Below are 26066 nucleotides of genomic sequence, written 5' to 3'. Positions count from 1 at the left end.
TCCGTGGGTTTTTCAGCCTCGGCCGGCGGGGCGGCGCATTTCCGCCTTGGCCAGTTCGACCGAGGCGCGCAGGTCGATCTGGTCCAGCACGGCGTTCAGCCCCGTATCGCCGTCGTCCGCCCGCTCCTCGCGAAGACTGCGCGCCAGTCGGTCCAGCAAGGCCTCGTCCGCCTCGCCGCCCAGCAGCGCCAGTTTCAGTTCGTCCAATCGATCCAGCAGCCCGCCGCCTCTGCGGATGGCGCGCCGGCGCCGCTCCAGCGGCCCTTCCACGCCCTGCAGCGCCATAAGGGCCGATACATCCGACACCCCGCCCGTCGCGGCGCTGGCGGTCGCGGCGGCGGGCGCAGCCGGCGCGGCCGCCTGTCCCAGCGAAAAGCCGCTGGCGGATCGCGCCGTGCGCGTGCTGGTCGGCGTGCTGACGCCGTTTGGCCCGACAACCTTCATGCCCAGGTGCTCCGCATCATGGGCCATGGATGACGGACGGCGATGACTGTTTGGTTAACGCCCCGGCAAATCCTGCCGCATCCACCTCGCGTGAGAGCCGATGGGCGTTGAATTCCCTTGGTTAATCGTGCGGCATGATCCTGGCATGGCGTGTGACGTAAAGCTGCGTGGACGTTCGACCGATGCAAAATCTGCTTGCCCGCCTTGCCGCCTGCGCCGTCGCCGCCCTGACGGCCTCGGCCGGACCGACGCTGGCCCAGGCCCAGATGCAGTCGCGCATCAAGGACATCGCGGCCGTGGAGGGCGTGCGCGGCAACCAGCTGGTCGGCTACGGCATGGTCATGGGGCTGAACGGCACGGGCGACTCCTTGCGCAACTGCCCCTTCACCCGCCAGTCGCTGGAAGGCATGACCGAGCGGCTGGGCGTCAATATCCGCGGCTCCAACGCCAACACCAAGAACATGGCCGCCGTCATGGTGACGGCCGACCTGCCCGCCTTCGCCACGCCGGGTTCACGCATCGACGTCTCCGTCGCCTCAATGTGCGACGCCAAGAGCCTGTTGGGCGGATCGCTGGTCGTGACCAGCCTGCAAGGGGCCGACGGCCAGGTCTATGCGGTGGCGCAAGGGTCGGTGCAGACCGGCGCGGTGTCGGCGTCCGGCGGATCGGGCTCTTCGGTGACGCGCGGCGTTCCGACCGCCGGCCGCATCGCCTCGGGCGCCCTGGTCGAGCGCGAGACCGGTTTCCAGATGGCGAACATGAACGAGGTTCGCCTGAACCTGCGCAACCCGGACTTCACCACCGCCCAGCGCGTCGCGGCCGTGGTCAACGCCGCCTATCCGGGCGCGGCCCTGGCCGAGAACGGCACGGTGGTCGCCCTGCGCGCCCCAGCCCAGCTGGGCATGGCGGGCTTCATCAGCCGGATCGAAAACCTGCCGGTCAGCGTGGATACGCCGGCCAAGGTCATCATCGACGAGGTGAACGGCGTCATCGTCATGGGCGATGCGGTGCGCATCTCGCGCGTCGCCATCGCCCAGGGCAATCTGACCATATCGGTGGACGAGCAGCCCATCGTCAGCCAGCCCGCGCCCTTCAGCCAGGGCCAGACCGCCATCGTCCCCTCCAGCCAGGTCAATGTCGAAGAGGACCTGGGCACCCAGATGCGCCTGGTCGGCGGCGGCGCCAATCTGTCGACCCTGGTCAACGGCCTGAACGCCCTGGGGGTCAGCCCGCGCGACATGATCAGCATCCTTCAGGCCATCAAGGCCGCCGGCGCCCTTCAGGCCGACATCGAGGTGATGTGAGCATGAGCGACCTGACCGTCTCCGCCGACCTGCTGCGCCCCGCCGCCGCCGCGCCCACGCCCGCCAACCGCGACAAGATCAGGGAAACCGCCCAGGCCTTCGAGGCCACCTTCATCTCCCAGATGCTGAAGCCCATGTTCGACGGCCTGTCGACCGACGGCCTGTTCGGCGGCGGTCAGGCCGAAGCGACCTGGCGCAGCTTCATGCTGGACGAGATGGCCAAGACCACGGTGAAAGCCGGCGGCATCGGCCTGAGCGGCCCGGTCATGTCGGAAATGCTGAAGATGCAGGAAGGACGCCCATGACCGACCATGAGCTGTCGCAGGCGCGTGTGCGCCAGTTGATCGTCCTGACCCGCCGCCTGACCGAGCGCCTGTCCGCCGAGACCCAGGCCTTCGCCGACCGCCGCCCCCAGGATGTCGCCGCTGGCCTGGCCGAAACGCAGGAGATGGCCAACCTCTATCGGCGCGACACCGCCCATGTGAAGGCCAACCCCGCCCTGCTGCGCGGCGCACCGCCGGAGGACAGGAAGGCGCTGACCGAGGCCACACGCGCCTTCGACGCGGTGCTGAGCGTCCACGCCCGCGCCGTCGACGCGGCCCGCCAGATCTCCGAAGGCCTTGTGCGCGCCATCGCCGCAGAGGTCACGGCCGCCCGCACTCCGGCCAGCGCCTACGCCGCCGACGGACGCGCGGCCCAGGGCGACGGTCGGGCCGTGGCCTTCAATCGGACCGCCTGACGGCCGACTGTCCGCCATTGCCGATTTTTTAAGCGCGGCCGTGCCAGGGTGGCGCCATGACGCTGACCACTCGTCTTCTTGGCCTGGCCTTCGCATCCGCCGACACCCTGGTCGAGGTGGATCCCGGAGGCACGGTGTCCTTCGCCATCGGCGCGGGCGCCGTGGCGGGCGAAGATGCGGGCGCGACCTGGACGGGCCGGTCCCTGGCCGACCTGCTCCACGACGGATCTGCCACCCTGGCGGCCCTGAAGGCCGTGAAGCCGGGCGTTCGCATCCCGGCCGCATCCATCCTGGTGAAGGCCGGGCCGGACCGCGTGCGGCGCGCGGCCTTTCGCGCCTTCGTCCTGCCGCAGATGGCCCCGGCCGTGTCCTGCGCCATATCCTACGAAGGTCCAGCCTTCGCCTTGGCCGATCTGGAAACTCGTCCCCTGGTGCAGGCGGACGCCTTCCTGGCCGATGCGGGCCGTGTCCTGGACGCCAACGCCGACCTGGCCCTGTCCTTCCTGGACATCAAGGGGCTGGACGACGTCGGCGGCGACGTCGCGGACCGCCTGAACCGCCGTATCGAGGCCACCCTGCAATCGGCGGCGGTTCCCGGATCGAGCGCCGCCCAGCTGACCGGCGACCGCTTCGCCCTGCTCCGTCCCGCCAACGACCGCCGCGACATCGCCGCGGAAATCATGGAGGCCGGCCGCGCCGAAGGCCTGTCCTTGGGCGCCGAGGCGTTCAGCTCGCCCGTACCGCCCGGCTCGGATTCGCTGTGCGTGCTGCGCGCCATGCGTTTCGCCATCGAAGGCTGTCTGAAAGGCGACGGCTTGGCCAACCCCCAGATCGCGTTTGCGGATTCCCTGAAACGCACCTTCCGCGACGCCGAGACCTTCCGCAGCGTGGTCAAGTCGCGCGAGTTCCAGGTCCATTACCAGCCCATCGTCCATCTCGGGTCCCGCGCCGTCCATCATTTCGAGGCCCTGGCCCGGTTCAATCCCAATACCGGCCCCGCCGACGCCATCCGCATGGCCGAAGAGTTGGAGCTGATCGAATCCTTCGACCTGGCCGTGGCGGAAAAGGTGCTGAAACGAATGCGCCAGCCCGGCGCGGGCCTGCTGAAGATGGCGATCAACGTCTCGGGCGCCTCGCTGGGCGACGACGCCTATGTCGAACAGTTGCTTCGCATGACGGCCGGGGCGCCGGAGGAACGCCGCCGCCTGATCGTCGAAGTTACCGAGACCTCGGCCGTCGCGGACATCGAGGCGGCCAATCGCCGGCTTTCGGCCCTGCGCGAGGCGGGCATCAAGGTCTGCATCGACGATTTCGGCGCCGGGGCCGCCGCCTTCGACTATCTGCGAAAGCTGGCCGTGGACGCGGTCAAGGTCGACGGCGCCATCGTGCGCGACATCCTGACCGAGGAGCGGTCGAAGACCCTGTTGCACAGCATCGTGGAGATGTGCCGCTCGATGAAGCTCGAAACCATCGGCGAGATGATCGAGACCGAGGCGGTCGCCGCCGAACTGAAGTCGGCCGGCGTCGATTACGGCCAAGGCTGGCTGTTCGGTCGCGCCGAAGCCGAGCCGCGGGTCCAACTGTCCGCCCCGCCCGCCGCCCGCCGCCGCGGCACGGTCGAAGCCTGGGGCTGAGGCGCAGACCTAGAGTCCGACCGTCCGGTCGATGTTCGACGCCGCCGGAAAATCTGCGTCGCTCGGGCATCGATGTTCGACCCGCCAAGGCTCAGCCGCCGCTGGGCCGCGATCAACCGGCGTTCACGCCCCTCTCACGCAGCGGCAGGGCTCTGGCCGCCAGTCGCAGCAGAGTGATTTCGCCGGCGCCGTTGCGACCGACCACGCCGGTGCGTTCAGGTTCGGACGTCAGCCTAGATTGTCAAAAAGGGTCGCGTCCTCAGACGTCCGGGCGATTTTGTCGACGGTCGCGAATGCGGACGGGGACGCGCTTGGGCTGGGGCGCACGGGCGTGAACGATCACGAGCAGCATGGCGGACAGGGCGGAACCGGTTGCCAGTGCGATGATCATGGTCTTCAGGCCTTCTGCAAAAACGCTTCAGAACACGGAGGATGGGTCCAGATCGGACGATGCGCAAGTCCGACGACGAACACGGCCGCGTGAGGGAGGGCGGAACGTCCAGTGGCGCGGCCCCGCGCGTCCCTCTATCTGACGGCCATGTCCAGCCCCTTCCGCATCGACGATTCGGCCGGAGCCGACGCGCGCCGCGCGGCCGCCGTACAGCGCCTGCGCGACGAAACCGGCATAGACGAGCCGATGATCGACGCCCTTGTGGAGGCCTTCTACGCGCGTGTCCGCGACGACCGGCTGATCGGCCCGATCTTCGCCGCCCGCATCGACGACTGGGGCCCGCATCTGGCGCAGATGAAGCTGTTCTGGTCGTCCGTCGCCCTGTCCACCGGCGTCTATCAGGGCCGGCCCATGCCCAAGCACCTGCCCCTGCCCATCGACGCCCGCCACTTCGACCGTTGGCTGGAGATCTTCGTCGCGACCGCCAACGACCTCTGCCCGCCGGTTGCCTCCGCGCACTTCATCGAACGCGCCCGTCGTATCGCCGAAAGCCTGGAACTCGGCGTCGCCAACGCCAACAACGTCCTGCTGGCCAAGGGCGAACGCTACACCCGCCCCTTCGAAGGCTGGACGCCGGAATAGATCAGGCAGAACGATCTTCCAAAGTGTGGAAGATGCGAGTGACGACGACGTTAGCGCCCTCCACACGATAGCGAATGACATAGCCGGCCTGCCCAAATCGGACGATCATGTCGCGACCGCCGATCCGGTTCTTGGGCGCACGCTCTGGAAACGTCCCCAGAGTTCTCAACGCCCCGTCCAGCACATCCGCAGCGCGCAAGGCGGCTCCTGGCGACACATCGGCCAGAAAGTTCGAGACGCGAATCAGATCGCTACGCGCCGGCGGCAGCAGCCGAACCCGATAGTTCACGTCTTCTCCGCCAGTCTCCGCTCCAGATTGGCGTGAAAGTCACGAAGCGCGTCTTCCAATGGAATGGTCGCGCCCGTGCGCTCATACTCCGCCCAGCGTTCCTCATCTTCTGCGACCCAGGCCGCAGAATACTCGCTTACGCCCGCCATGTCAGTGTCGCCGATCACGTCTTCCAGCGCCCGTAGCGCATAGGCCGTTGGCTCCACGCCCGCAGCCTCGGCCGCTGCCTTCAGACGCCGCGCCTGATCCTCGTTCAGGTGAATGTCGAACCCATCAGCCATGCGGGACGATAACCCAACCGGCTGAACGTCGCAATGTTCCCACATTGTTCTTGCTGAAACGCGCGAATTGATCCCCATATAGCGTCGTCGCGCCGGAGCCGTCCGGCCCTCTCCGCGTTCCCGGATTCAATGACCGAAAAGCACAACTTCATCCGCGTTCGCGGCGCCCGCGAGCATAATCTCAAGGGCGTGGACCTGGATATTCCGCGCGAACAGCTGGTGGTGATGACCGGCCTGTCCGGTTCGGGCAAGTCGTCCCTGGCGTTCGACACCATCTACGCCGAAGGGCAGCGCCGCTATGTCGAGAGCCTGTCGGCCTATGCGCGCCAGTTCCTGGAACTGATGGGCAAGCCGGACGTGGACCTGATCGAGGGCCTGTCGCCGGCCATCTCCATCGAACAGAAGACGACCTCCAAGAACCCGCGCTCGACGGTCGGCACGGTGACGGAGATCCACGACTATATGCGTCTGCTGTGGGCGCGGGTCGGCGTGCCCTATTCGCCGGCCACCGGCCTGCCGATCGAGAGCCAGACCATCAGCCAGATGGTCGACAAGCTGACCGCCCTGCCCGACGGCGAGCGCATCCTGCTGCTGGCCCCCGTCGTTCGCGGCAGGAAGGGCGAGTACAGGAAGGAAATCGCCGAGTGGCAGCGCCAGGGTTTCCAGCGCCTGAAGATCGACGGCCAGTTCTTCCCGATCGACGAGGCGCCGACGCTGGACAAGAAGTTCAAGCACGACATCGACATCGTCGTGGACCGGATCGTCACCAAGCCGGATCAGGAAGGCCGCTACGCCGACAGCCTGCAGACGGCCCTGGGTCTGGCCGACGGGCTGGCGACCGCGGAATGGGCGTCGACGCCCGAGGGCGAGACCGCGCCGCGCACCCTGGTCTTTTCCGAACGGTTCGCCTGTCCGGTGTCCGGTTTCACGATCAGCGAGATCGAGCCGCGCCTGTTCTCGTTCAACAATCCGTTCGGCGCCTGTCCCGTCTGCGACGGCCTGGGGGTCAAGCTGGCCTTCGACGCCGATCTGGTCATCCCCGACCGCGACAAGACCCTGCACAAGGGCGCCGTCGCGCCCTGGGCGCGGGGGCCGTCGCCCCTCTACACCCAGACGCTGCAATCGCTGAGCCGCCACTACGGCTTCTCGATGGACAAGCCGTGGCGGGACCTGCCGGCCCAGGCGCACAAGGCCATCCTGCACGGCACGGGCGCGGAGAAGATCAAGTTCACCTACGACGACAACGCCCGGAAATACGAGGTCTCAAAGCCGTTCGAAGGCGTGCTGCCCAACCTGGAGCGCCGCTGGCGCGAGACCGACAGCGCCTGGGTGCGCGAGGAGCTGGCCCGCTATCAGTCCGAGACCCCGTGCGACGCCTGCCACGGCAAACGGCTGAAGCCCGAGGCCCTTGCGGTCAAGGTCGGGGGCGAGGACATCGCCGACATCTCCACCCTTTCGATCTCCAAGGCCTATCTGTGGTTCTCGACCCTGGAGGAGAGCCTGAGCGAAAAGCAGATGGAGATCGCCCGGCGCATCCTGAAGGAGATCTGCGACCGGCTGCGGTTCCTGAACAATGTCGGCCTGGACTATCTGAACCTGTCGCGGTCGTCCGGCACCCTGTCGGGCGGCGAGAGCCAGCGCATCCGTCTGGCGTCGCAGATTGGCTCGGGACTGACCGGCGTCCTCTATGTGCTGGACGAACCCTCCATCGGCCTGCACCAGCGCGACAACACCCGTCTGCTGGAAAGCCTGAAGGGGCTGCGCGACCTGGGCAATTCGGTCCTGGTCGTCGAGCACGACGAGGAAGCCATCCTGACCGCCGACTATGTCATCGACATGGGGCCGGCCGCCGGCGTGCACGGCGGCACGGTCTGCGCCGAGGGCACGCCCGAACAGGTCATGGCCAATCCGAACAGCCTGACCGGCAAGTATCTGACCGGCGCGCGCGAGATCGAAATCCCGGCCGAGGGTCGCCGACCGATCGACCGCAAGCGGATGCTGAAGATCAGCGGGGCCAGCGGCAACAATCTGAAGAGCGTGACAGGCGAAATCCCGGTCGGGGTCTTCACCTGCATCACCGGCGTCTCCGGCGGGGGGAAGTCGACCTTCACCATCGAGACCCTGTACAAGGCCGCCGCCCGTCGCCTGAACAATGCGTCCGAAGCCCCCGCCCCCTTCGACCGGATCGAGGGGCTGGAGCATTTCGACAAGGTCATCGACATCGACCAGTCGCCCATCGGCCGCACCCCCCGCTCGAACCCGGCGACCTACACCGGCGCCTTCGGCCCGATCCGCGACTGGTACGCCGGCCTGCCGGAATCCAAGGCGCGCGGCTATGGCCCCGGCCGGTTCAGCTTCAACGTCAAGGGCGGCCGCTGCGAGGCCTGCCAGGGCGACGGCGTCATCAAGATCGAGATGCACTTCCTGCCCGACGTCTATGTCACCTGCGACGTCTGCAAGGGCAAACGCTATAACCGCGAGACGTTGGAGATCGTGTTCAAGGGCAAGTCCATAAGCGACGTGCTGGACATGACGGTCGACGAAGCGGCGAACTTCTTCAAGGCCGTGCCGCCGATCCGCGACAAGATGCTGACGCTGGAGCGGGTGGGCCTGGGCTATGTCAAGGTGGGCCAGCCGGCGACGACCCTGTCGGGCGGCGAGGCCCAGCGGGTCAAACTGTCCAAGGAGCTGTCGAAACGCGCCACCGGCCGCACCCTGTATATCCTCGACGAGCCGACCACCGGGCTTCACTTCGAGGATACGCGCAAGCTGCTGGAGGTGCTCCAGGAACTGGTCGAGGCCGGCAACACCATCGTGGTGATCGAGCACAATCTCGATGTCATCAAGGTCGCCGACTATCTGCTCGACTTCGGTCCCGAAGGCGGCGACGGCGGCGGCGAGATCGTCGCCGTCGGCACGCCCGAACAGGTGGCGGACAACACCGCCAGCTGGACCGGCAAATACCTCAAGGAGGTGCTGGAGCGGCACGAAGCGCGCCGCAAGGCCCGGGTCGCGGCCCTGGGCACCCCTGCCGCGCCGGGCGGCGCGGCTCCGGCCAAGCCCGTGCGGAAGAAGGCGAAGGCCTCCGCCTGATCCGAACGACCGCCGTCAGCGCCCCCTGGACATGCGGATGGCTTGCCACGCCGCCGAGAAGGGGGCGTACAGCACGGCCAGTTGCAGCGCCGACAGGAAGGCGTTGACAACCGATGACACCAGCAGGGCCGGCCAGGCGCGGGCCAGAATTTGGCCTAGGCCCAGGTCGGCGTAGCGCGACAGGCTCTGGACGCCGCCGGTCGCCAGATCGGTCGCGGCGCCGATGATCATGCCCAGGATGCTGACGATAAGGGACATGACCACGGCGATGACCGCCATGCCGAGCAGGGCCCAGAAATGGCCCTTCGTGGCGGAAAAGGACTCCAGGATCACGATCTTGCGGCGATCCACTGTCATCGGCACGGCCAGGCTGAACTTGACCGCCAGCCAGACCACCAGGGCGAAGGCGGCGAAGATCAGCAAGACGCCGAGCAGGATCAGCAGCGGCTGGCCCGAGGCGGCGCCGAAGCCGATGGCGGCGCCCACCACCGTCATGGCCGCGCCGGACGACAGGCCGACGATCACGGCGACGGCCAGGGTCACGACCAGAACGCGCACCTCGTCCATGCCCAGCCGCAGATAGCCCCAGCGCGTCTCTTCCGGCCGCAGCACTGCGCGGGCCACCGCCGCGCTCAGCACCGCGCCGATCACCAGGCCCGCAGGCGCCGCCAGGGCGAAGGCGCTGGCGTAGACGGGACCGAGGGCCTGAAAGTCGGCCATCGACGGGTTGGCCGACTGTTCCAGCGCCTCGCCGGCCGCCATCAACGCCGCCCACTTGTCCGCACCCAGGCCGAACATGACCAGATACAGCAGCAGATAGGTCAGACCCCAGGCCAGGGCGACCACCGGACGACGGCGAACGACGCGGAACCCTTCGAAGGCCGCGTCGGTGGCGGAAAAACTCATGACAACTCCGGGTGCAGATTCGTCTCCACCCTAGCGCATCCGCGCCTCGGCGTCCTGCGTCAGGCCGCCGACTGAATTGTCCAGTCGGCGATCTGGGTGTTGATGTCGCGCGTGGCGGCGTCGAAGGCGGCGACGATAGCCGACACCCGGTTCTCGCCGGCGGGCTGGGTCACGGTGAAGACGCGCTCGACCGAACGCCCTTCCTCGGGGCGGATGGCCGCGCCGTCGGTCCGACGCTCGGGCGTCGAGCGCAGTTGGGCCCGGGCTGTGACGACCACGTCAGGCGCGGCCCCCGGCGCGGCGTAGCGGGCCTCGAACGTCGTCACCGTCACCTGCAACACCAGGGGCGGCGTGCCCGGCTCGCGGCGGCCCAGGACGCGAATTCGATCGGCCCGGTTGGCGAAGGCGGCCTTCAGGGTATCGTCGAACAGGGTGGACGCGGGCGAAACCCAGCGCGCCCCGCCGATATAGGCGGTCTCGAGCCCCGTCACGCCCAGGATGCGGTCGTCGCCGGCCGCCTCCGGGAATTCGATGCGGCGGATGGAGACCGTCAGGGGCGCAGGCGACGCCCCCACGGCGGAGGGCGCCGCCAGCGGCAGGCCGAAGCGATAATTCTGCACCGGGTCCGGCGTCGACAGCAGCGAACAGCCGCCAAGAGCCGCCACAGCGGCGAGACCCGCCGCCAGACGAAGGCCGGAACGAACGACGGAACGAGGGATCACGGCTGAACCTCCAGCTCTTTGGATTGGGGACGACCGATGAAGTCGCGGGGGCTGGCGCGCACCTGGTCGATCAGGGCCTGAAGAGAGCGGGTGGCGTCCTGCAGTTCCTCGATCGTGCCGGTCAGCTGCGGCAGGCTGGACGTCGCAAAGTCGCCGAGCGGCCGCTCCAGCCCCGTGATCGATCGGTTGGCCGAGGCGATGGCCGTGCGGGCCTCCGCCGTCGCCTGGTTGATGTTGGCGATGGCCTGACGGCCGTCGGTGTTGACGATCTGGCGCGTATCGACGGCCAGGGCCTGATATTCCTTCACGGCCGCATTGGCGCTGGTGACGGCTTCCTCCAGCTGCTGGAAGATAGCCTTGCGGGCCTCAAGCTCGGTGGTCAGGGCCTCGACATTCTTCACGCTGGTCGAGAAGCTGCGGATGTTGTCGTCCGACATGACGCGGTTGATGCGGTTCAGGGCGTCCACCGTCTGGGCCAGCACGGTGCCCGAACCGCTGAGCAGTTCGGCGATGGGCGACGGCTGGCTTTGCAGCACCGGCACGACATTGTCAGGATACTGGTCCTTCAGCAGGGCGCTGTCAGGCGAGCCGGCGGTGATCTGAATATAGTTCACGCCAGTGATGCCTTGCGTTTCCAGTTGGGCGCGCGAGGTGACGCGCACCGGCGTCGAGCCGTCCACGCGCACGCGGGCGATGACCTGGTCGCCGCGCTTGGTGTCGATGTGCACGTCGGTGACTTCGCCGACCCGGATGCCGTTGAAATGCACTTCCCCCCCCTCCGACAGCCCGTTCACCGGGCCGTAGAAGACGATGTCGTACAGGTCGTAGTCGCTGTTGAACTGCAACCGGGCCAGCCAGATGGTGAACACCGCCAGCGCCGCCAGCAGGGCGACGGTGGCGATGCCGACCGCGGCGTAATGTGCGTCTCTTTCCATGCTCGGCTCTCCTCAGGCCGCACTTCTGGCGACGGCGCGGCCGCGCGGCCCCAAAAAGTATTCCTTGATCCACGGATGATCGGAGCGTTCCAGCTCCTGCACCGTGGCCTTCTCGACCACCCGCTTGTCCGCCAGGACCGCCACCTTGTCGCAGATGGCGTAGAGGGTATCGAGATCATGGGTGATCATGAAGACCGACAGGCCCAGATCGTCCGCCAGCTGACGGATCAGATCGTCGAAGGCTGCGGCCCCGATCGGGTCCAGCCCCGCCGTCGGTTCGTCCAGGAAGACCAGTTCCGGGTCCAGCGCCAGGGCGCGGGCCAGGCCGGCGCGCTTCTTCATTCCGCCCGACAGTTCGGCCGGCTTCAGATAATGGTGCTCGGGCTTCAGACCGACCATGGCGATCTTCATCTCGGCCAGTTCGTAGATCACCGACTTCGGCAATTTGGTATGCTCGATCAACGGCGAAGCGACGTTCTCGAGCACCGACAGGGCCGAGAACAGCGCGCCCTGCTGGAACAGGATGCCGGTGCGACGCTCGATATCGGCAGCTTGATCGTCGGTCAGGGTGGCGCGGTCGTAGCCCAGCACCTTCACCGAGCCGCCCTCCGGCTCCTTCAGGCCGATGATGGTGTTCAACAGGACCGTCTTGCCCGCGCCCGATCCGCCTACGACGCCCATGACCTCGCCACGCTGCAGGTCGATGTCCAGGTTTTGGTGGATGACGCGGTCGCCGAACTGGCTCAAGAGGCCGCGCACCTCGATCAGATTTTCCGTCCCCGGCGCGTCGGCGGCACGGACGGCGGTCTCTGGCTTCGCGCCGCTCATATGTTCAGCTCCAGGAAGATCAGGGCGAACACCGCGTCCAGCAGGATTATGGCGAAGATGGCTTGGACGACGGCCGCCGTCACGCGCCGCCCCAGGCTTTCCACGTCGCCGGCGACCGACATGCCCTGGCGGCAGCCGATGGCGGCGATGACGAGGGCGAAGGCCGGCGCCTTCACCAAGCCGACCATCATGTGCTGAGGCATGCCGCCGACTTCCACTAGGCGCTGGAAGAAGAAGGACGGGCCGAGATTCAGCGAACTCCAGCAGACGACGAGGCCGCCCAGCAGACCGCCGATCATTCCCATGAAGGTGAGCAGCGGCAGCATCAGCACCAGGGCGGCCACGCGCGGCACCACCAGGGCCTGAAACGGATTGACGCCCATGACCTGCATGGCGTCGACCTCCTGGTTCATCCGCATCGAGCCGATCTCGGCGGCGAAGGCGGACGAAGACCGGCCGGCCAAGAGGACCGAGGCGATCACCACCGCGAACTCGCGGAACATGGCCACGCCGATCAACTGCACCGCAAAGACCTGAGCGCCGAAGTCGGCCAGCAGGTCCACGCCGATGAAGGCCACCACGGCGCCGATGAAGAAGTTTGTGATCACGACGATGGGAATGGCGTCCAAACCGGAGCGTTCGGCCTGGCTGACCCAGGCGGGCCAGCGGATGCCGCCCGGATGGCGCAACGCCTCGGCCACGGCGGCCATCAGACGGCCCAGGAAGGCCAGGGACAGCATCGCCTCGCCGGCGAAGTCATAAACGCCGCGGCCGATCTTGGCGAAGGTGCGCACAAAGGCGCTGGCGGGTTTGGGAGCCGGGGCGCTCTTGCGCTCCAGCAGTTCGATCATGTGATAAATGCGGCCCGCCTCGGGGCGCGCCTTCCACTGGCTCTTGGGCAGTCGCCCGCTGGACGCCTTCACCAGGGCCAGGGCGCCGGCGGTGTCGAAACGCCCCAGGCCCGAGGTGTCGATGCTGGCGATCTCGCGGCCTTCCAGGTCGCGGCTAAGCTCGGCGGGAAGACGGCCGAGCGCCGTCGTCGTCCAGTCGCCGGTCAGCCGCAGCCGCGCCGCGCCGTCCGCCTCCACGATCTCGTATTGCGCCTGGCTCATCGGGCCTCGAACGACAGGTCGGACATCGCGATCATCCCTTAGCCGATGCTTTGGGACCGCCAAGCCGCGCAGCCGGAATCCTTACGGCGCTAATGGTCAAGGCCGCCTTCGATGTCAACGGACGATGACATTTGCGCGGATGAATGTCGCTGAACCGTGTCGCGGCCGCCTCCCCCTGGATGGTTGCGCCAAACCGTGACGCTGGCGTGGATGGCAAACGCGGTCGAACGGGATTCGTTCTCTCGTCTCAGCCCATCAGGGCCCGGACAGCCGCTAGATCGTCGATGAACAGCCGTCGCGCCTGCGCCTTCGCGCCGGGGTCGGGCAGGCGAAGGAGATAAGACGGATGAACGGTCAGCATGGCCGTCCCGCCATCCGTCAGGGCCAGCGGCGTGCCGCGTTCGCGCATCACCGCCGGCTTGCGTCCCAGCACCGCCAGCCCGGCCGTGGCGCCCAGGGTCAGAACCACCTTCGGCTTCAGCAGCCGGCGCTCGGCGTCCAGCCACCAGCGGCAGGCCTGGACCTCGCCGGCGTCGGGCGTCTTGTGCAGCCGTCGCTTGCCGCGCGGCTCATGCTTGAAATGTTTGACGGCGTTGGTGACATAGACATCGGCGCGGTCGATCCCCGCCTCTTCAAGCGCGACGTCCAACACCGCGCCCGCCGGGCCGACGAAGGGACGCCCGGCAAGATCCTCCTGGTCGCCCGGCTGTTCGCCCACGATCATCAACCGCGCCTGTTTCGGCCCTTCGCCGCACACGCCCTGGGTCGCATCGCGATATAACGGGCAGCGACGGCAGGCCTTCACTCCTTCGGCCACTTCGACCAGACTTTCGGGAACGGCCTGCGCATCCGGGCGCGCGGCGTGCAGGTCGGGCGCCACGGCGCGGGCGAAACGGGCGTTGGGCGAAGGCGCGGGCGTGGCGACCATGGCTTCCGTTCGAACCGACGAGGCGGCCACGAGTTCCGGGATAAGCGCGGCCTCAGGCAGATTCTTCCAATAGGTTTTGGCCATCTCGCCCTGCATGGTCTTCACCTTCAGCCGGGCCGGATTGAAGGTCGAGGCGTAGTAGGTCTTCCAGAACGCTTCGACCTCGTCCTCGGCCGGCGCCATGTCGCGCGTCGCCGGCGGACCGAACCGCATGTTTTCGCCATCCCAGAAGGCCGAGCCGTCCGGCGTCAGGATCGACCAGCGCATGGTGGTGAAGCGACGCTGGAAAAACGGCGCGGTCTTTTCCAGCACGCGGTGCGGCGGCTCGAACCAGGCGACCCAAGCTTCGCCCCGGTCGTCGTGCGCCTGACGAAAGCGGACGAAGGCCTTCATCTTGTGCGAGGCGCGACTGACGGTCTTGGCCCGTTCCATCGCATCGGCCACATCGCGGTCGGAGACCACCCGGATCAGATCGGGTTCGTCCCTGAGTCGCCACAACAGCCGATACATCAGGTCGAACCGATCCTCGGCGCGGTGCAGGATCACCTCGCGGGCCAGGTCCACGAAAGATGCAGGAACGGCGAACGTGTTTTCGATCCGCTCATCTCCGCTTTCGCGGGGGCGATCGGAGCCGGGCAGGTCGAACAATCCGCCTTGAACGGCGGATGCCCCGCCCGCCACCACGAACCGCGCATCCGCCGGCCGCACGCCGGCCAGCCGGAACGCCCGCGCCGCCTTGCGCCAGCCGTCGAAGTCGGTCTCGCCGCCCAGCGTCGCCGTCGCCATCAGAACAGACTCAACTGTTTCGGGGCCCGGCCGCCCATCTGCGTCTTCAGATCGGCGGCGTCGGTCAGGGCGCCCGGCGTCCAGTCCAGGGCGGTGATGAAGGGGCGGACCTTGGCGACCGAGCGGGTCAGCCGTCCGATGTCCTCCAGGCGCAGGGTGCGATAGCGACGGACGGACACGATCCGGTCCACCGCCTTCACCCCCAATCCCGGCACCCGCAGCAGCATTTCGCGCGGCGCGCGGTTCACGTCGACGGGAAACTGCTCGCGCTTGTTCAGCGCCCAGGCCAGCTTGGGATCGACGGCCAGGTCCAGCATTCCGCCAGAGGCCCCCTCTGCGATCTCGGGCGCGGAAAAGCCGTAGAACCGCATCAGCCAGTCCGCTTGATACAATCGATGCTCGCGCATCAACGGCGGCTTGGACAAGGGCAGGACGGCGCTGGCGTCGGGGATGGGGCTGAAGGCCGAATAATAGACCCGCCGCAGGCCGTAACCACCGTACAGCGAGGCGCTGCGGTCCAGGATTTCGGTGTCCGCCGCCCCGTCCGCCCCGACGATCAACTGGGTGCTCTGGCCCCCAGGCGCGAATCTGGGCGGCTTTGTCTTGTCGCGCCGGGAAGGTCTGGCCGCCTCGACGCCTAGCCTCACCTGCCCCATCGCCTTCTTGATGACGCCCACGTCCTTCTGCGGCGCCAGCCGGGCCAGCGCCTCGTCGCGCGGAAGTTCGATATTGGCCGACAAACGGTCTGCGTAGAGGCCCGCCATCTCGACCAGACGCGGATCGGCCTCGGGGATCAATTTCAGATGGATATAGCCGCGAAAGTCGTGAACCTCGCGCAGCGTCTTGGCCACCAGGACCAGCTGCTCCATCGTATAGTCGCTGTTGCGGATGACGCCCGACGACAGGAACAGGCCCTCGATATAGTTGCGCCTGTAGAAGTTCAGCGTCAGGTCGACCACCTCGTTCACATCGAACCGCGCCCGCTCCACGTTCGACGACGCGCGATTGATGCAATAGGCACAGTCGTAGATGCAGAAGTTGGTCAGCAGTATCTTCAGCAGACTGATGCAGCGCCCGTCGGGCGTATAGGCATGGCAGATGCCCATCCCCTCGGTCGAACCGATCCCCTTGCCGTCGACCGAATTCCGCTTCGCCGTGCCCGACGACGAGCAGGAGGCGTCATATTTCGCCGCATCGGCCAGAACCGAGAGTTTTCGACGGAGATCGAGACGCGCCATGGTTCATGATATGTTCTCGTCCGAGATCAAGTCCAGCTTCACCGTTCTGCTTTATTTTCAGGGGCTTCAGCGCAGCAGGTTGAGCAGCGAAGTATTCTTCAGCGAATTGATGATCTGCGCCGAGGCTTCGATCGCCACCTGCGCCTGCTGAAGGTCGGTGATGGCCTGGGCGGGGTCGTAGCCGGTCTTGTCCTGCATCATCTTTTGCAGGGCGGTCTTCTGGCCCTGCTGGGCGTCCAGGGCGGCTTCGACATGGTTCTGCATAAGGCCGTTCCTGGCGGTCTGGTCGGTCAGGCCGGCGTTCGCCTTGTCCAGTTCGGCCAGTTGCGCCTTCAGGAAGGCGGTCACATCCGCATCGGGTTGGCCCGTCAGCGTCCCGGCGCCGGCCGGCGTGTAGGTCACGCCGTTCACCGTGACCGGCGCGCCGTTCTGGAAAGCCTGGATGTTGCGAAACACCTCGGTCAGCGGCCCGCCGACCTCGCTGGCCAGAAAGCCGGTCTCCAGCGTCGTCTTCTCGTCGATGCGCGACTTGTGCTTCAGGGTGTCGTTGGCGAAGGTCGAAGCAGTCGACGGCGCGGTCGCCAGATCGGCCAGGGTCGCCGCCTTCGCCGGCGCCACGTCCCCCTGCCCCCCGGCGAACAGATAGGCGCCCTGGTGCTCGGCGTTCAGCCCGCCCTGTACGGTCTGATAGTGCAGGCCCAGTTCGGTCATCAGATTGGTGATGTTTCCCGCGCCCAGGCCGTTGGCGATGGCGTCGCGGGCGCCTGCGCCGCCCTCGTAGATGCGGGTCAGGGCCAGGTCCTGGGCGCTGAGGCGCGCGGCGACCGTTTCTCCAGTCGAGATGAAGCCGTCAAGCCGCGCCTGGGTCGAGGTCAGGCTGGTCAGCTGTTCTGCGCCGCGACCGTAGCCGGCCATGTTGGTGGCGATCTTTTCGCTGTCGATCCGCTCCTGCGCCTGTTGGGCGCGGCTCTGGGCGCTCATCAGGCTGAGCAGGGCCGACTGGAAGTTTCCGTTCGTGGCGACGCGCGTCATTGCAGGATTCCGATCAGAACGTCGTACATGTCCTTGCTCGCCTGGATCAGGCGGGCGGAGGCGTTATAGGCCTGTTGGAAGGTGGTCATATTGACCAGTTCCTCATCCATATTGACCCCCTGGGCCGAGGTGCGACGGCTTTCCGCCTCGGTCGAAAGGGCGGCGGCGGTCTCGCTGCGGGTCTTGGCGGCCGAGGCCTTGCCGCCGATGTCGCCGGCGAAGTCCGCCGCATAGGCCGACAGGGTCTTCGTCCCCCCCGCATTGCCGCCGGCCGAGGCGAAGGCGACGTTGCGCTTGCCCACGTCGCCAAGGGCCAGGCCGCCGCGTCCGTCGCTCTTGCTCAGCGCCGGCGTTCCCGCCGCCGCCGCCAGGTTCAGTTGCGCCAGGGCCAGTTTGCCGGGGTCCTGTTGAATGTCGCTGCGAACGCTGTAGGCGCCGGCCCGCGTCGCGCCTGCAGCGCCCAGGCCGAACAGTTCGGATATGGAGACGCCGGACGGGCTCTGGGTCGTCGCATCCTTGACGACGCTCATCGTCGTGGCGGCCGGATCATAGGCCTTGAAAGCCAGTCTGCCGGCGGCGTCCAGGCTGAAGGCGCCGTAGCGGCCGACGCCGGTGATCGGATCGTTCAGCGCGCCCAGCAGCTCGCCCATCGTGCCCGCGCCTGCGGGGACGGAAACGGTGATGTCCCGCTGTCGTGCGCCGGATTCCCCGGCGAAGCGGAACGTCAGGCTCTCGCCCGCATCGAAACCATGCTGCGAAGTCAGCGTCAGCCCGGTCTCATAGAAGGTCGGCGTGGTCGTCGTGACCAGGTCGTTCAGCCCGAACCAATGGGAAAAGCCGCGGCCGCCCTTACTGCCAGGCGTCGTCGCATCGTCGGCGATGGCCACGCCGTTCCCGCCCGCGCCGTCAAGTTGCAGCCGCCCGTCGGCGAAGCTGGCCGTGACGGCCCCGCCCATCTGGGCGTTCAGCACCCCGAGGAAGGTCGATGGATCGGCCGCGACGCCGTTGATCGTCATCGTCGCGCCGGAAAAGACGATCTGGGCCGAGGCCTGAACGACGCCGGCGGCGTCGACGGCGGTGATGGTGGTCGCCCCCGAAAAGCCGTTGAGCGCGTTTTCCAGGGATTGGCCGGTGTTGCGGCCCGCCAGGGTCGTCGGGGCCGGCACGCTGCTGTTGGCGTTGTGGGCGCGGTTCAACTCGTCCGCCATCTTGGCCGTCAGTTCGCCCAGGCGCGCCGCCGCCGCCGGCGCATCCACGTCGCGCATCTCGACCAAGCCGCGAATCTGGCCCGACGATACGCCGTCCAGCAGCGGCCAGCGCGTGCCGCTGGGCTCGGTGATCATGATGTCCGAAAAGGCGGTGGTCGCATCGACCGTTCCGGCCGATTGGTAGGAGATCGTCGCATGGCCTTCGCCCACCAGGGTCGTGCCCGCATTGGTGCGCAGGGTGACGCCGCCGTTCGCGCGGGGCTCGACCTTCACGTCCATATATTTGGACAGTTCGTTGATTAGGCCCAGCTGGGCGTTCTGGGCGCCGGTCACGTCCTGATTGACCACCGAGCCCGAGGCGATGGTCTTGTTCAGCTTGTCGATCTGTTCCAGCAGCGGGTTGATCGTCTCGACCGCGCTTTGCAGCCGCCCGTCGGCCTCCTGGCGCGCGGATTGGATCTGGGCGGCGATGCCGGCCGCCTGGTTGAACATCGACTGGGTCTTGTAGATCGTGTCCTGGCGCGCGGCGGACGAGGTCGGGCTTTCGGCCAACGTCGCATAGCTGGCGAACAGCTTGTCGACCTGGGCGAAGAAGTTGGCGTCGCTGCTGGGGTCGCCGAACTGGCTCTGAATCTGGTCGTAGAGTTCGGATCGCACGCCCTGACGCGCCGCATCCGATCCCGCGCTCAGCGCCGCCGCCTGAAGGAAGCGGTCCGTCGCCAGCCGAACGCGCGTGATATCCACGCCCGCGCCGTATCCGTTGGTGACGGCGGCGGACTGGTCGGCGACCTTGCGAACATAGCCGGGGGTGTCGACGTTGGCGATATTGTCGGCGGCGACGCGCAATTGCGACTGGGCGGTCTGCATGCCCGAGGTCGCGATATTCATGATCGAGTTCAGCGACATGGACGCATCTCCCCCGCCCTACCCGGCAAGCCCTGCACTGCCGCGCGCAGTTCTTGCCCAGCCACGCCCCGACGCCGCTCGGACAGAGCGTTGTTTTTCAATGGGATCGTGGATCGGACATCCGTCATGACCGATGAGGCGCGCAAGCGCCGGGCCAGTTGGGGTTGACCGCAAGCCAGGCGTTCAAGCGGCGCGACCGTGACCCGCCAAGCCGGGCAAAAAGCGGCGACAGCGCGGCAATAATCGACCGCCATGCGTCGCGCACGGTCAAGAAATGTCGGATTCGCCGTTGTTTCTATTGACCTATTTCTTTGGCCCGCCCCTTGCGTCGGCCGTGCCGAACCTTGGCGCAGCAGGCGCCGTCCTCTTCGCCTTCGAAAGCCCCCGCCCGACCATGTCGATCGCATCCGCCCTGTTCGCGCCCGCCGCGCCGGTTTCGACCGGAACGTCCACGGCTGCGTCGGGCGCCGGAGCCGCCGATGCGGGCCTGTTCTCCACGAAGATGGCCGCCGCTGCGGAACAGGCGGCCAACGACAAGGGCGCCGCGCAGGCCCGGCCCGGCGTCGTGCATACGACGAGCATGCGTCTTGTCGCGAACGCAGAAACCGACATTGCGACTGACGATCCCGCCCTGATCGAAACGCCAGGCAAGCCCGTCGGCACAGATCGCCTGACGCCTCCGCCCCCTGAGACGGCGGACGTCCCGAAAGAAGAGGCGAAAGCGGCGCCGGAGCCGAATCCTCAGGCCAGGGAAACGGTTGAAGCCGTTGCGCCCTCCCCCTCCCCTCAGGTTTTCGGGCAGACCACGCCCGTCTCACCCGCATCGACCCAGACGCCGGAGGCTGCGCCTGCAGTCGAAGGGGCCGCCGGCACCGATCAACCTCGACAGCCGACCACGAGCGTCGTTCCGCCTCCGCCGTCGGCTTCGACAGGTGCGGCCGCGATGTCGGACACGGCCGAAGCGGCGTCGCCGGTCGCGCTGAAAAGGGCTTCTGCGGAGCTGGGCGCGGACGCCGTCGAACGTCCGCTGCAGTCGCCCCCGTCTGTCGAGACGGCCAAGGCCGCCTCAGCTGTTGAAGCGGAGGCGAAGACGAATGTCGCCAAGCCGACGCCGGAGACTCCCGACGCCATGGCCGCGTCCAGGGGCTCTCAAACCGCGTTGGAACCCCATGAGACGGCCAAGCCGACCGTCGCGAGGCTTGCGGCCGAAGCGCCCACCGCTCCCCCCGCCCCCGCCTCATCCGTCGTCGCGCCTGCGGCGGCTCGGCAGAGCCCGGTCGCCTCCCATGCGGCGGCGCAAGCGGCCCTCGCCCGGCTGGCGGCCGACGCCCAGGTCCCTTCGGCACAGGTTCAGACGATTGTCGCCGTCGCGGCGCCGAAGCCGCTCGCCCCGACGACCGATCTGGCCGCCGCCGCATCGATACTGACGCTGGCCGAGCCGGACGGCCAGGCCGAGCCTGCCGATCAGTCGCCCGGCAGGCCGACGCCAGACGCGCCCGCCCCATTGCGCCCCAGTCGTCGCGACCTGCTTCAAAGCGCCGAAGCGGTCTTGAAGGCCGACGCCCCCGCGCCAACCGCCGCGCCCGCCGAGGGCAAGACGCCGGCCGAGGCCGCCACGACCGCCGCTCCTTCAAACCCAGCGTTCGGCGCCAAGCCTGCATCGCCGGAGATCGCATCGGCGGAGGCGCCGGCACCTGTCGACCTAGGCGCCGACGCTCAGCCCGCCTCCGCCGCGACCGGCGACGCCGCCCGTGCGCAATCGACCGCCGCCGATCATGGCCTGGGCCTGTCCACCCTGTCGCGCGTCACGGTGGAGACGACCGCGCATCTCGCCGCCCAGATCGCGCGCAGGCTTGAGGGCCGCTCGACCCGCTTCGACATGGTCCTGACGCCCGAGGATCTGGGCCGCGTCGACGTCAGTCTGGAAATCGACAAGGACGGTCAGCTTTCCGCACGCCTGGCCTTCGACAATCCCGCCGCCGCCGCCGATCTGCGCGGACGGGCGGACGAACTGCGTCGCCAGCTTCAGGACGCCGGCTTCCAGGTGGCGGGCGATGCGCTGGACTTCTCGCAGCGCGACCCTTCGGCCGGCGGCGGCGCCTTCGAACGCCAGCAGCAACGCAACGCCCTGTTCGCCGGCGGCGGCCGCCTGGCGGCCCAGGCCGACGCCCCCGTCCTTCCGGCGCCCGGCGCCTGGACCAACCATTCCCTGACGCCCGAGCGCGTCGATCTGAAGGTCTGACCCATGGTCGACGCCGTCTCCACCTCAACCGCGACCAGCCGCATCGGCAGCGGAACGACCGCCCTGGCCTCGAACTTCGAGACCTTCCTCACCCTGCTGACCACGCAGATGAAGAACCAGGACCCGCTGTCGCCGCTCGACTCCAACGAGTTCACGGCCCAGCTGACGCAGATGGCGGGCGTCGAGCAGCAACTGCTGACCAACGACCTTTTGACCAGCCTTCTGGCCGCGCAATCGGCGGGCGGGCTGGACAACGCCTCCAACTACATCGGCAAACAGGTCACGGCGGCCTGGACGGCGACCGAATACAACGACGGCAAGGCGACCTGGGCCTACGAACTGGGCAAGGACGCCGACAAGGCCACGCTGCAGGTCGTCGACAGCAAGGGCGCCGTGGTCTGGGAAGGCGCCGCGCCCGACAAATCCTCCGGCCTGCACACCTTCACCTGGGACGGTCAGATGAAGGACGGCGGCGCGGCCGAGGACGGCGGCGTCTATACGCTGAAGGTCGCCGCCACCGACGCCACGGGCGCCAAGGTCGACAGCCAGGCCCTGATCCAGGGCCGCGTCACCGGCGTCGAAATGTACGACGGCGCGCCGTATCTGGTGATCGGCGATTCCATCCTGCCCCTTTCGACCGTGATTTCGCTGAACGAAATCAAGGCCCAAACCACCAACGACGATACGGAGAATCCGAACGTCCCCACCGGGGAGGCGGCCGCATGATGCGCTCCGCCGCCTTTTCGATGATCTCTTTGTAAGGAGCGTTCTTCCATGAGCCTCAACAGCGCCATGCTGGCCGGCGTGTCCGGTCTCGCCGCCAACTCCGCCGCCCTGGCGGCCATTTCCCAGAACATCGCCAATGTGAACACCGTGGGCTACAAACGCACGGCGGGCGAATTCCAGACCCTGGTCAACAGCCACACCAAGTCCGGCGGCGGCTATTCCGCCGGCGGCGTCGCGGCCAACACCCGATCCTTCATCAGCCAGGAAGGTCAGCTGCAACGCACGACCGAAAGCACCGACCTGGCCGTCAACGGCCAAGGGTTCTTCGTCACCACCACCCAGCCCGAAGGCGTGTCCGCGACGGACACCCGCCTGTTCACCCGCGCCGGCGCCTTCCGCGTCGACAAGCTGGGCTATCTGAAGAACAGCGCCGGTCTCTACCTTCAAGGCTGGCCGGTGGACTCCAACGGCGACATCTCGACCGACCCCTCGGACCTGTCGCGCCTGCGCTCGATCAACATCGGCTCGGTCGGCGGCACGGCCGAACCCACGACGCGGGTCCAGATCAACGCCAACCTGCGCTCCACCCAGGCCGTGTCCAGCGCGGCGGCGGCCCAGTCGTACAAGGGCGTGGAGGACACCACCGCCCCCACCCCCGCCAAGCACGACGTGTCGGTCGCCTATTCGCGCATCGACGCCAACCATTATGCGGTCACGATCAAGACGGGGATCACCAAGATCACCGGCGTGGCGACCTACGACGCCGCCGGCGCCCTGACGGCCTTCGCGCCCGACAATGCGGCCAGCACCAACGGCACGGCGACCAGCACCGCCACCCAGATGACCATCACCCCCACCAGCGCAGGCGTGCCCGGCGCGCCCTATACGCTGAACCTTGCGGATGTGGGCTTGACCACCAACGGCATCGCCAAGACCAAATACGATCCGACGGTCAACTCGATGGCGATGTACGACGCCGACGACGACAATCCGTCGGGGGTGAAGCCGGACTTCAAGATGAACATCCCGGTTTCGGACTCCAAGGGCGGTCAGCGCAACCTGGAAATCCGCTTCCTGAAGAGCGACCAGCCGAACCAGTGGTACGCCGAAATCGTCGCCGTGCCGGCCGAGGACGTCGTCACCGGCGCGCCCTACGCCAACGGCCAGATCAAGACCGGCCTGATCGCCTTCACCCCGGCCGGTCGCCTGGACATGGACACGATGAAGTCCTGGCCGGCGGGCACGGGCCTGTTCGATGATCCCGAGAACGCCACCTTGTCCTTCCTGAAGTCGGATCCCAACAACACCATCGACCCCAACGATCCGACCGACAACGGCAAGATCAAATGGGCCGACGGCCTGGGCATCGCCGACCAGACCGTCACCCTGGACCTGAACACCTCGGCGGGCGGCCTCAGCCAGCTGAACACCGCCTCGGTGGTGCAGTCGACCGTAACCAACGGCACCGCCTTCGGCAATCTGAGCGAGATCACCATCGACGAGAGCGGCTTCGTCACCGCCATCTTCGACAACGGCGTCATGCGCCGCATCGCCCAGGTCGCCATCGCCACCTTCCCCAGCCCCGACAGCCTGAAGGAGGTGTCCGGCAACGCCTACGCCGTAAGCCTTCAATCCGGCACCTTTAACCTTAAGGCGGCGGGCACCGGCGGCGCGGGCGCCATCGCCGCCCAGCAACTGGAATCCTCGACCGTCGATCTGTCGGCCGAATTCACAGGCCTGATCACCACCCAGCGGGCCTATTCCGCCTCGTCCAAGATCATCACCACGGCCGATGAAATGCTGGCCGAGCTGATCAACATCAAACGCTGATCGGCGAGTAAGTAAGCGTTAGTCTCGATGAATCGTCGCGAAAGCAAGGTTTACGGAGTCGCTCGCGGAGGGACGGATTTTATCCGTTCCTTCACCACGACGCTTAAACGGACCTTAGTCGGGGCCGCCTACCTTCATGACACTTCGGTGTTGGTGAAAGAGGCATAAGCCCATGTTGCAAGAGCGACGCCTTAATAGCAAAGGCGAACAATACGTGGTCGGACCGACTGGCACGCCCCTGACCCTGAACGACCTGCCGCCGTCCAACACGGATCGGTGGGTGATCCGGCGCAAGGCCGAGGTCGTCGCCGCCGTCCGCGGCGGCCTGCTCAGCCTCGACGACGCCCTGGCGAAATATCGCCTGACGGCGGAAGAGTTCCTGGCCTGGCAAAAGGCGATCGACAAATGGGGCATGCAGGGCCTGCGCACGACGCGCATTCAGAGCTACCGCTCCTAAACGACTTGTCCGAAAGACGGCGAGGGCCGCGTCCGGCGACGGAGGCGGCCTTTTCGCGTCAGGGCCTCGAAATCGCGCGGGTTCGATCCTAAATGGCCGCGATGACCCTGGTCGAAGACATCTGTCCCGTTCCGAACGTCGTCCGCACCGACATGGATGCGGCGGTCGAAAGCGCGCGGGCGGCGGTCGGCCTGCCGGTCGGGTCGCGGGTGGTCGCGGCCATGTCGGGCGGCGTGGATTCCACCGTCGTCGCAGCCCTGCTGCACAAGGCCGGCTACGACGTCGTCGGCGTGACCCTGCAGCTCTACGACCACGGCGCGGCTCTGAAGAAGAAGGGCGCCTGCTGCGCGGGCCAGGACATCCACGACGCCCGTCTGGCCGCCGACATGATCGGCATCCCCCATTACGTTCTGGACTACGAAAGCCGGTTCAAGGACGCGGTGATCGACCAGTTCGCCGACAGCTATCTGAAGGGACAGACCCCGGTCCCATGCATCCGCTGCAATCAAACCGTGAAGTTCCGCGACCTGCTGGACGTCGCCCGCGACCTGGGCGCGGAGGCGATGGCCACGGGCCACTACGTCCGTCGCGCCGCCGTCGGCAACCGCTCGCAGATGAGGAAGGCGGTCGATCATTCCCGCGACCAGTCCTATTTCCTGTTCGCCACCACCCAGGACCAACTCGACTACCTCCGCTTTCCGCTGGCCGATCTGGAAAAGCCCCAGGTGCGCGGCGTCGCCGCCGAACTGGGGCTGAAGATCGCCGCCAAGCCGGACAGCCAGGACATCTGCTTCGTCCCCTCGGGCGACTATCGCACCCTGATCGACCGGTTGCGCCCGCAGGGCCGAGAGGCCGGCGAGATCGTCCACATGGACGGCCGGGTGCTCGGCCGCCACGCCGGCATCACCGACTACACCATCGGCCAACGCCGGGGCCTGAACGTCGCCGTGGGCGAGCCCCTGTTCGTCACCAGGCTGGATCCCGAGGGCCGCCGGGTCATCGTCGGCCCGCGCGAGGCCCTGCTGACCGCGGCTCTGACGCTGGAGGAGACCAACTGGCTGGGCGACGAGGCCACCATCGTCGAGGCCGCCGAAGCCGGCGTTCCAGTCCTGGCCCGTGTCCGCTCCACCCGCCAGCCGTCCCCCGCCCGTCTGACCTTGGTCGACGGCGCGATTTCGGTCGTGTTCGACCAGGGCGAGGAAGGCGTCGCCCCCGGCCAGGCCTGCGCCCTCTACGATCCCGCCGACCCCGACCGCATCCTGGGCGGCGGCTTCATCGGCGACACCCGGGCGGCGGCGTAACCTTGCTGGTAGTCTCCGAAAACTGGGCAGGCCGACATCGATCAACTCAAGTGTGGAGGCCGCGTGGAGATTTGCTGGATTTTTGCGCTATG

The 26066-nt window shown here is 67.5% G+C and carries 24 protein-coding genes; 11 read left to right on the top strand and 13 right to left on the bottom strand.

What is annotated here, in order from left to right:
* Positions 1-12 precede the first annotated feature (12 nt).
* Positions 13-444, bottom strand: a complete 432-nt coding sequence (locus tag AC0L6G_RS01075; protein ID WP_293824488.1) for a flagellar assembly protein FliX — start codon at positions 442-444, stop codon at positions 13-15.
* A 182-nt stretch (positions 445-626) separates the two neighbouring features.
* On the opposite strand from AC0L6G_RS01075, the gene AC0L6G_RS01070 reads away from it, so the two are divergent.
* Genes AC0L6G_RS01070 through AC0L6G_RS01055 form a run of 4 tightly spaced genes read left to right on the top strand, consistent with a single transcriptional unit; the run spans position 627 to position 4121 of the window.
* Positions 627-1748 carry a flagellar basal body P-ring protein FlgI gene (locus tag AC0L6G_RS01070; protein WP_291537859.1) on the top strand — a complete coding sequence of 374 codons (1122 nt, stop codon included), beginning with the start codon at positions 627-629 and terminating at the stop codon, positions 1746-1748.
* A 2-nt stretch (positions 1749-1750) separates the two neighbouring features.
* Positions 1751-2053, top strand: a complete 303-nt coding sequence (locus AC0L6G_RS01065) for a rod-binding protein (RefSeq protein WP_291537861.1) — start codon at positions 1751-1753, stop codon at positions 2051-2053.
* Positions 2050-2487, top strand: coding sequence for a flagellar basal-body protein FlbY (locus AC0L6G_RS01060; protein WP_293824485.1), 438 nt, complete (start codon positions 2050-2052; stop codon positions 2485-2487). The genes AC0L6G_RS01065 and AC0L6G_RS01060 overlap by 4 nt, the downstream gene beginning before the upstream one ends.
* A gap of 56 nt (positions 2488-2543) precedes the next feature.
* On the top strand, positions 2544-4121 hold the full coding sequence (locus AC0L6G_RS01055) for an EAL domain-containing protein (protein ID WP_293824483.1): 1578 nt from the start codon (positions 2544-2546) through the stop codon (positions 4119-4121).
* A 259-nt stretch (positions 4122-4380) separates the two neighbouring features.
* Here AC0L6G_RS01055 and AC0L6G_RS01050 read toward each other — a convergent pair whose 3' ends face one another.
* Entirely contained in the window at positions 4381-4512 is a 132-nt protein-coding gene (locus AC0L6G_RS01050; RefSeq protein WP_293824482.1) for a hypothetical protein, read from the bottom strand.
* Between the two features lie 111 nt (positions 4513-4623).
* On the opposite strand from AC0L6G_RS01050, the gene AC0L6G_RS01045 reads away from it, so the two are divergent.
* Positions 4624-5154 (top strand): group III truncated hemoglobin, encoded by a 531-nt coding sequence (locus AC0L6G_RS01045; protein ID WP_293824480.1) that lies wholly within the window; start codon positions 4624-4626, stop codon positions 5152-5154.
* A 1-nt stretch (position 5155) separates the two neighbouring features.
* Here the strand turns inward: AC0L6G_RS01045 and AC0L6G_RS01040 are convergent, their stop codons facing one another.
* A complete protein-coding gene (locus tag AC0L6G_RS01040) occupies positions 5156-5443 on the bottom strand; it encodes a type II toxin-antitoxin system RelE/ParE family toxin (RefSeq protein WP_293824478.1) in 288 nt (95 codons plus the stop codon).
* Positions 5440-5724, bottom strand: a complete 285-nt coding sequence (locus tag AC0L6G_RS01035) for a hypothetical protein (protein WP_473252729.1) — start codon at positions 5722-5724, stop codon at positions 5440-5442. Before AC0L6G_RS01035 ends, AC0L6G_RS01040 begins: the two co-directional genes overlap by 4 nt.
* 129 nt (positions 5725-5853) lie before the next feature.
* On the opposite strand from AC0L6G_RS01035, the gene uvrA reads away from it, so the two are divergent.
* Positions 5854-8817, top strand: coding sequence for an excinuclease ABC subunit UvrA (gene uvrA, locus AC0L6G_RS01030; protein WP_293824474.1), 2964 nt, complete (start codon positions 5854-5856; stop codon positions 8815-8817).
* 15 nt (positions 8818-8832) lie between these two features.
* Here uvrA and AC0L6G_RS01025 read toward each other — a convergent pair whose 3' ends face one another.
* From AC0L6G_RS01025 to flgK, 9 genes are all read right to left on the bottom strand, one after another.
* A complete protein-coding gene (locus tag AC0L6G_RS01025; RefSeq protein WP_293824472.1) occupies positions 8833-9723 on the bottom strand; it encodes a hypothetical protein in 891 nt (296 codons plus the stop codon).
* Positions 9724-9782: 59 nt separating this feature from the next.
* The gene (locus tag AC0L6G_RS01020) at positions 9783-10445 is read right to left on the bottom strand and encodes an ABC-type transport auxiliary lipoprotein family protein (protein WP_473252728.1); all 663 of its coding nucleotides are present in this window, start codon (positions 10443-10445) and stop codon (positions 9783-9785) included.
* Positions 10442-11380: an MlaD family protein gene (locus tag AC0L6G_RS01015; RefSeq protein ID WP_473252727.1), complete on the bottom strand. Its 939-nt coding sequence runs from the start codon at positions 11378-11380 to the stop codon at positions 10442-10444. Before AC0L6G_RS01015 ends, AC0L6G_RS01020 begins: the two co-directional genes overlap by 4 nt.
* Positions 11381-11392: 12 nt before the next feature.
* The gene (locus tag AC0L6G_RS01010) at positions 11393-12208 is read right to left on the bottom strand and encodes an ABC transporter ATP-binding protein (protein ID WP_291537880.1); all 816 of its coding nucleotides are present in this window, start codon (positions 12206-12208) and stop codon (positions 11393-11395) included.
* Positions 12205-13320: an ABC transporter permease gene (locus AC0L6G_RS01005; protein WP_293824466.1), complete on the bottom strand. Its 1116-nt coding sequence runs from the start codon at positions 13318-13320 to the stop codon at positions 12205-12207. The genes AC0L6G_RS01010 and AC0L6G_RS01005 overlap by 4 nt, the downstream gene beginning before the upstream one ends.
* Before the next feature lie 247 nt (positions 13321-13567).
* Entirely contained in the window at positions 13568-15034 is a 1467-nt protein-coding gene (locus tag AC0L6G_RS01000; protein ID WP_293824464.1) for a UdgX family uracil-DNA binding protein, read from the bottom strand.
* Positions 15034-16272: a putative DNA modification/repair radical SAM protein gene (locus AC0L6G_RS00995; RefSeq protein ID WP_473252726.1), complete on the bottom strand. Its 1239-nt coding sequence runs from the start codon at positions 16270-16272 to the stop codon at positions 15034-15036. The genes AC0L6G_RS01000 and AC0L6G_RS00995 overlap by 1 nt, the downstream gene beginning before the upstream one ends.
* A 66-nt stretch (positions 16273-16338) precedes the next feature.
* Positions 16339-17304 (bottom strand): flagellin, encoded by a 966-nt coding sequence (locus AC0L6G_RS00990; protein ID WP_293824460.1) that lies wholly within the window; start codon positions 17302-17304, stop codon positions 16339-16341.
* A complete protein-coding gene (flgK, locus tag AC0L6G_RS00985) occupies positions 17301-19418 on the bottom strand; it encodes a flagellar hook-associated protein FlgK (protein WP_293824458.1) in 2118 nt (705 codons plus the stop codon). Before flgK ends, AC0L6G_RS00990 begins: the two co-directional genes overlap by 4 nt.
* A gap of 394 nt (positions 19419-19812) precedes the next feature.
* Between flgK and AC0L6G_RS00980 the strand changes: the two genes are divergently transcribed.
* From AC0L6G_RS00980 to mnmA, 5 genes are all read left to right on the top strand, one after another.
* Positions 19813-21660 (top strand): flagellar hook-length control protein FliK, encoded by a 1848-nt coding sequence (locus AC0L6G_RS00980; RefSeq protein ID WP_473252725.1) that lies wholly within the window; start codon positions 19813-19815, stop codon positions 21658-21660.
* Positions 21661-21663: 3 nt separating this feature from the next.
* Positions 21664-22386: a flagellar hook assembly protein FlgD gene (locus AC0L6G_RS00975; RefSeq protein ID WP_293824455.1), complete on the top strand. Its 723-nt coding sequence runs from the start codon at positions 21664-21666 to the stop codon at positions 22384-22386.
* A 48-nt stretch (positions 22387-22434) separates the two neighbouring features.
* A complete protein-coding gene (flgE, locus tag AC0L6G_RS00970) occupies positions 22435-24216 on the top strand; it encodes a flagellar hook protein FlgE (RefSeq protein ID WP_473252724.1) in 1782 nt (593 codons plus the stop codon).
* 172 nt (positions 24217-24388) lie between these two features.
* Positions 24389-24673, top strand: coding sequence for a CtrA inhibitor SciP (gene sciP, locus AC0L6G_RS00965; RefSeq protein ID WP_026108337.1), 285 nt, complete (start codon positions 24389-24391; stop codon positions 24671-24673).
* Positions 24674-24765: 92 nt separating this feature from the next.
* Positions 24766-25974: a tRNA 2-thiouridine(34) synthase MnmA gene (mnmA, locus tag AC0L6G_RS00960; protein WP_293824436.1), complete on the top strand. Its 1209-nt coding sequence runs from the start codon at positions 24766-24768 to the stop codon at positions 25972-25974.
* Positions 25975-26066 lie beyond the last annotated feature (92 nt).

The sequence above is a fragment of the Brevundimonas sp. D3-1P genome, from assembly GCF_055809335.1.
Note: the sequence above shows the minus strand (reverse complement) of the source record. Positions and strands in the feature narration are given on the sequence as shown.

Bases quoted from the DNA above. Each gene is read 5' to 3' on its own strand.
- AC0L6G_RS01075 (WP_293824488.1), bottom strand. From the start codon at position 444: ATGAAGGTTGTCGGGCCAAACGGCGTCAGCACGCCGACCAGCACGCGC.
- AC0L6G_RS01070 (WP_291537859.1), top strand. From the start codon at position 627: ATGCAAAATCTGCTTGCCCGCCTTGCCGCCTGCGCCGTCGCCGCCCTG.
- AC0L6G_RS01065 (WP_291537861.1), top strand. From the start codon at position 1,751: ATGAGCGACCTGACCGTCTCCGCCGACCTGCTGCGCCCCGCCGCCGCC.
- AC0L6G_RS01060 (WP_293824485.1), top strand. From the start codon at position 2,050: ATGACCGACCATGAGCTGTCGCAGGCGCGTGTGCGCCAGTTGATCGTC.
- AC0L6G_RS01055 (WP_293824483.1), top strand. From the start codon at position 2,544: ATGACGCTGACCACTCGTCTTCTTGGCCTGGCCTTCGCATCCGCCGAC.
- AC0L6G_RS01050 (WP_293824482.1), bottom strand. From the start codon at position 4,512: ATGATCATCGCACTGGCAACCGGTTCCGCCCTGTCCGCCATGCTGCTC.
- AC0L6G_RS01035 (WP_473252729.1), bottom strand. From the start codon at position 5,724: ATGGCTGATGGGTTCGACATTCACCTGAACGAGGATCAGGCGCGGCGT.
- uvrA (WP_293824474.1), top strand. From the start codon at position 5,854: ATGACCGAAAAGCACAACTTCATCCGCGTTCGCGGCGCCCGCGAGCAT.
- AC0L6G_RS01025 (WP_293824472.1), bottom strand. From the start codon at position 9,723: ATGAGTTTTTCCGCCACCGACGCGGCCTTCGAAGGGTTCCGCGTCGTT.
- AC0L6G_RS01015 (WP_473252727.1), bottom strand. From the start codon at position 11,380: ATGGAAAGAGACGCACATTACGCCGCGGTCGGCATCGCCACCGTCGCC.
- AC0L6G_RS01010 (WP_291537880.1), bottom strand. From the start codon at position 12,208: ATGAGCGGCGCGAAGCCAGAGACCGCCGTCCGTGCCGCCGACGCGCCG.
- AC0L6G_RS01005 (WP_293824466.1), bottom strand. From the start codon at position 13,320: ATGAGCCAGGCGCAATACGAGATCGTGGAGGCGGACGGCGCGGCGCGG.
- AC0L6G_RS01000 (WP_293824464.1), bottom strand. From the start codon at position 15,034: ATGGCGACGGCGACGCTGGGCGGCGAGACCGACTTCGACGGCTGGCGC.
- AC0L6G_RS00995 (WP_473252726.1), bottom strand. From the start codon at position 16,272: ATGGCGCGTCTCGATCTCCGTCGAAAACTCTCGGTTCTGGCCGATGCG.
- AC0L6G_RS00990 (WP_293824460.1), bottom strand. From the start codon at position 17,304: ATGACGCGCGTCGCCACGAACGGAAACTTCCAGTCGGCCCTGCTCAGC.
- flgK (WP_293824458.1), bottom strand. From the start codon at position 19,418: ATGTCGCTGAACTCGATCATGAATATCGCGACCTCGGGCATGCAGACC.
- AC0L6G_RS00980 (WP_473252725.1), top strand. From the start codon at position 19,813: ATGTCGATCGCATCCGCCCTGTTCGCGCCCGCCGCGCCGGTTTCGACC.
- AC0L6G_RS00975 (WP_293824455.1), top strand. From the start codon at position 21,664: ATGGTCGACGCCGTCTCCACCTCAACCGCGACCAGCCGCATCGGCAGC.
- flgE (WP_473252724.1), top strand. From the start codon at position 22,435: ATGAGCCTCAACAGCGCCATGCTGGCCGGCGTGTCCGGTCTCGCCGCC.
- sciP (WP_026108337.1), top strand. From the start codon at position 24,389: ATGTTGCAAGAGCGACGCCTTAATAGCAAAGGCGAACAATACGTGGTC.
- mnmA (WP_293824436.1), top strand. From the start codon at position 24,766: ATGGCCGCGATGACCCTGGTCGAAGACATCTGTCCCGTTCCGAACGTC.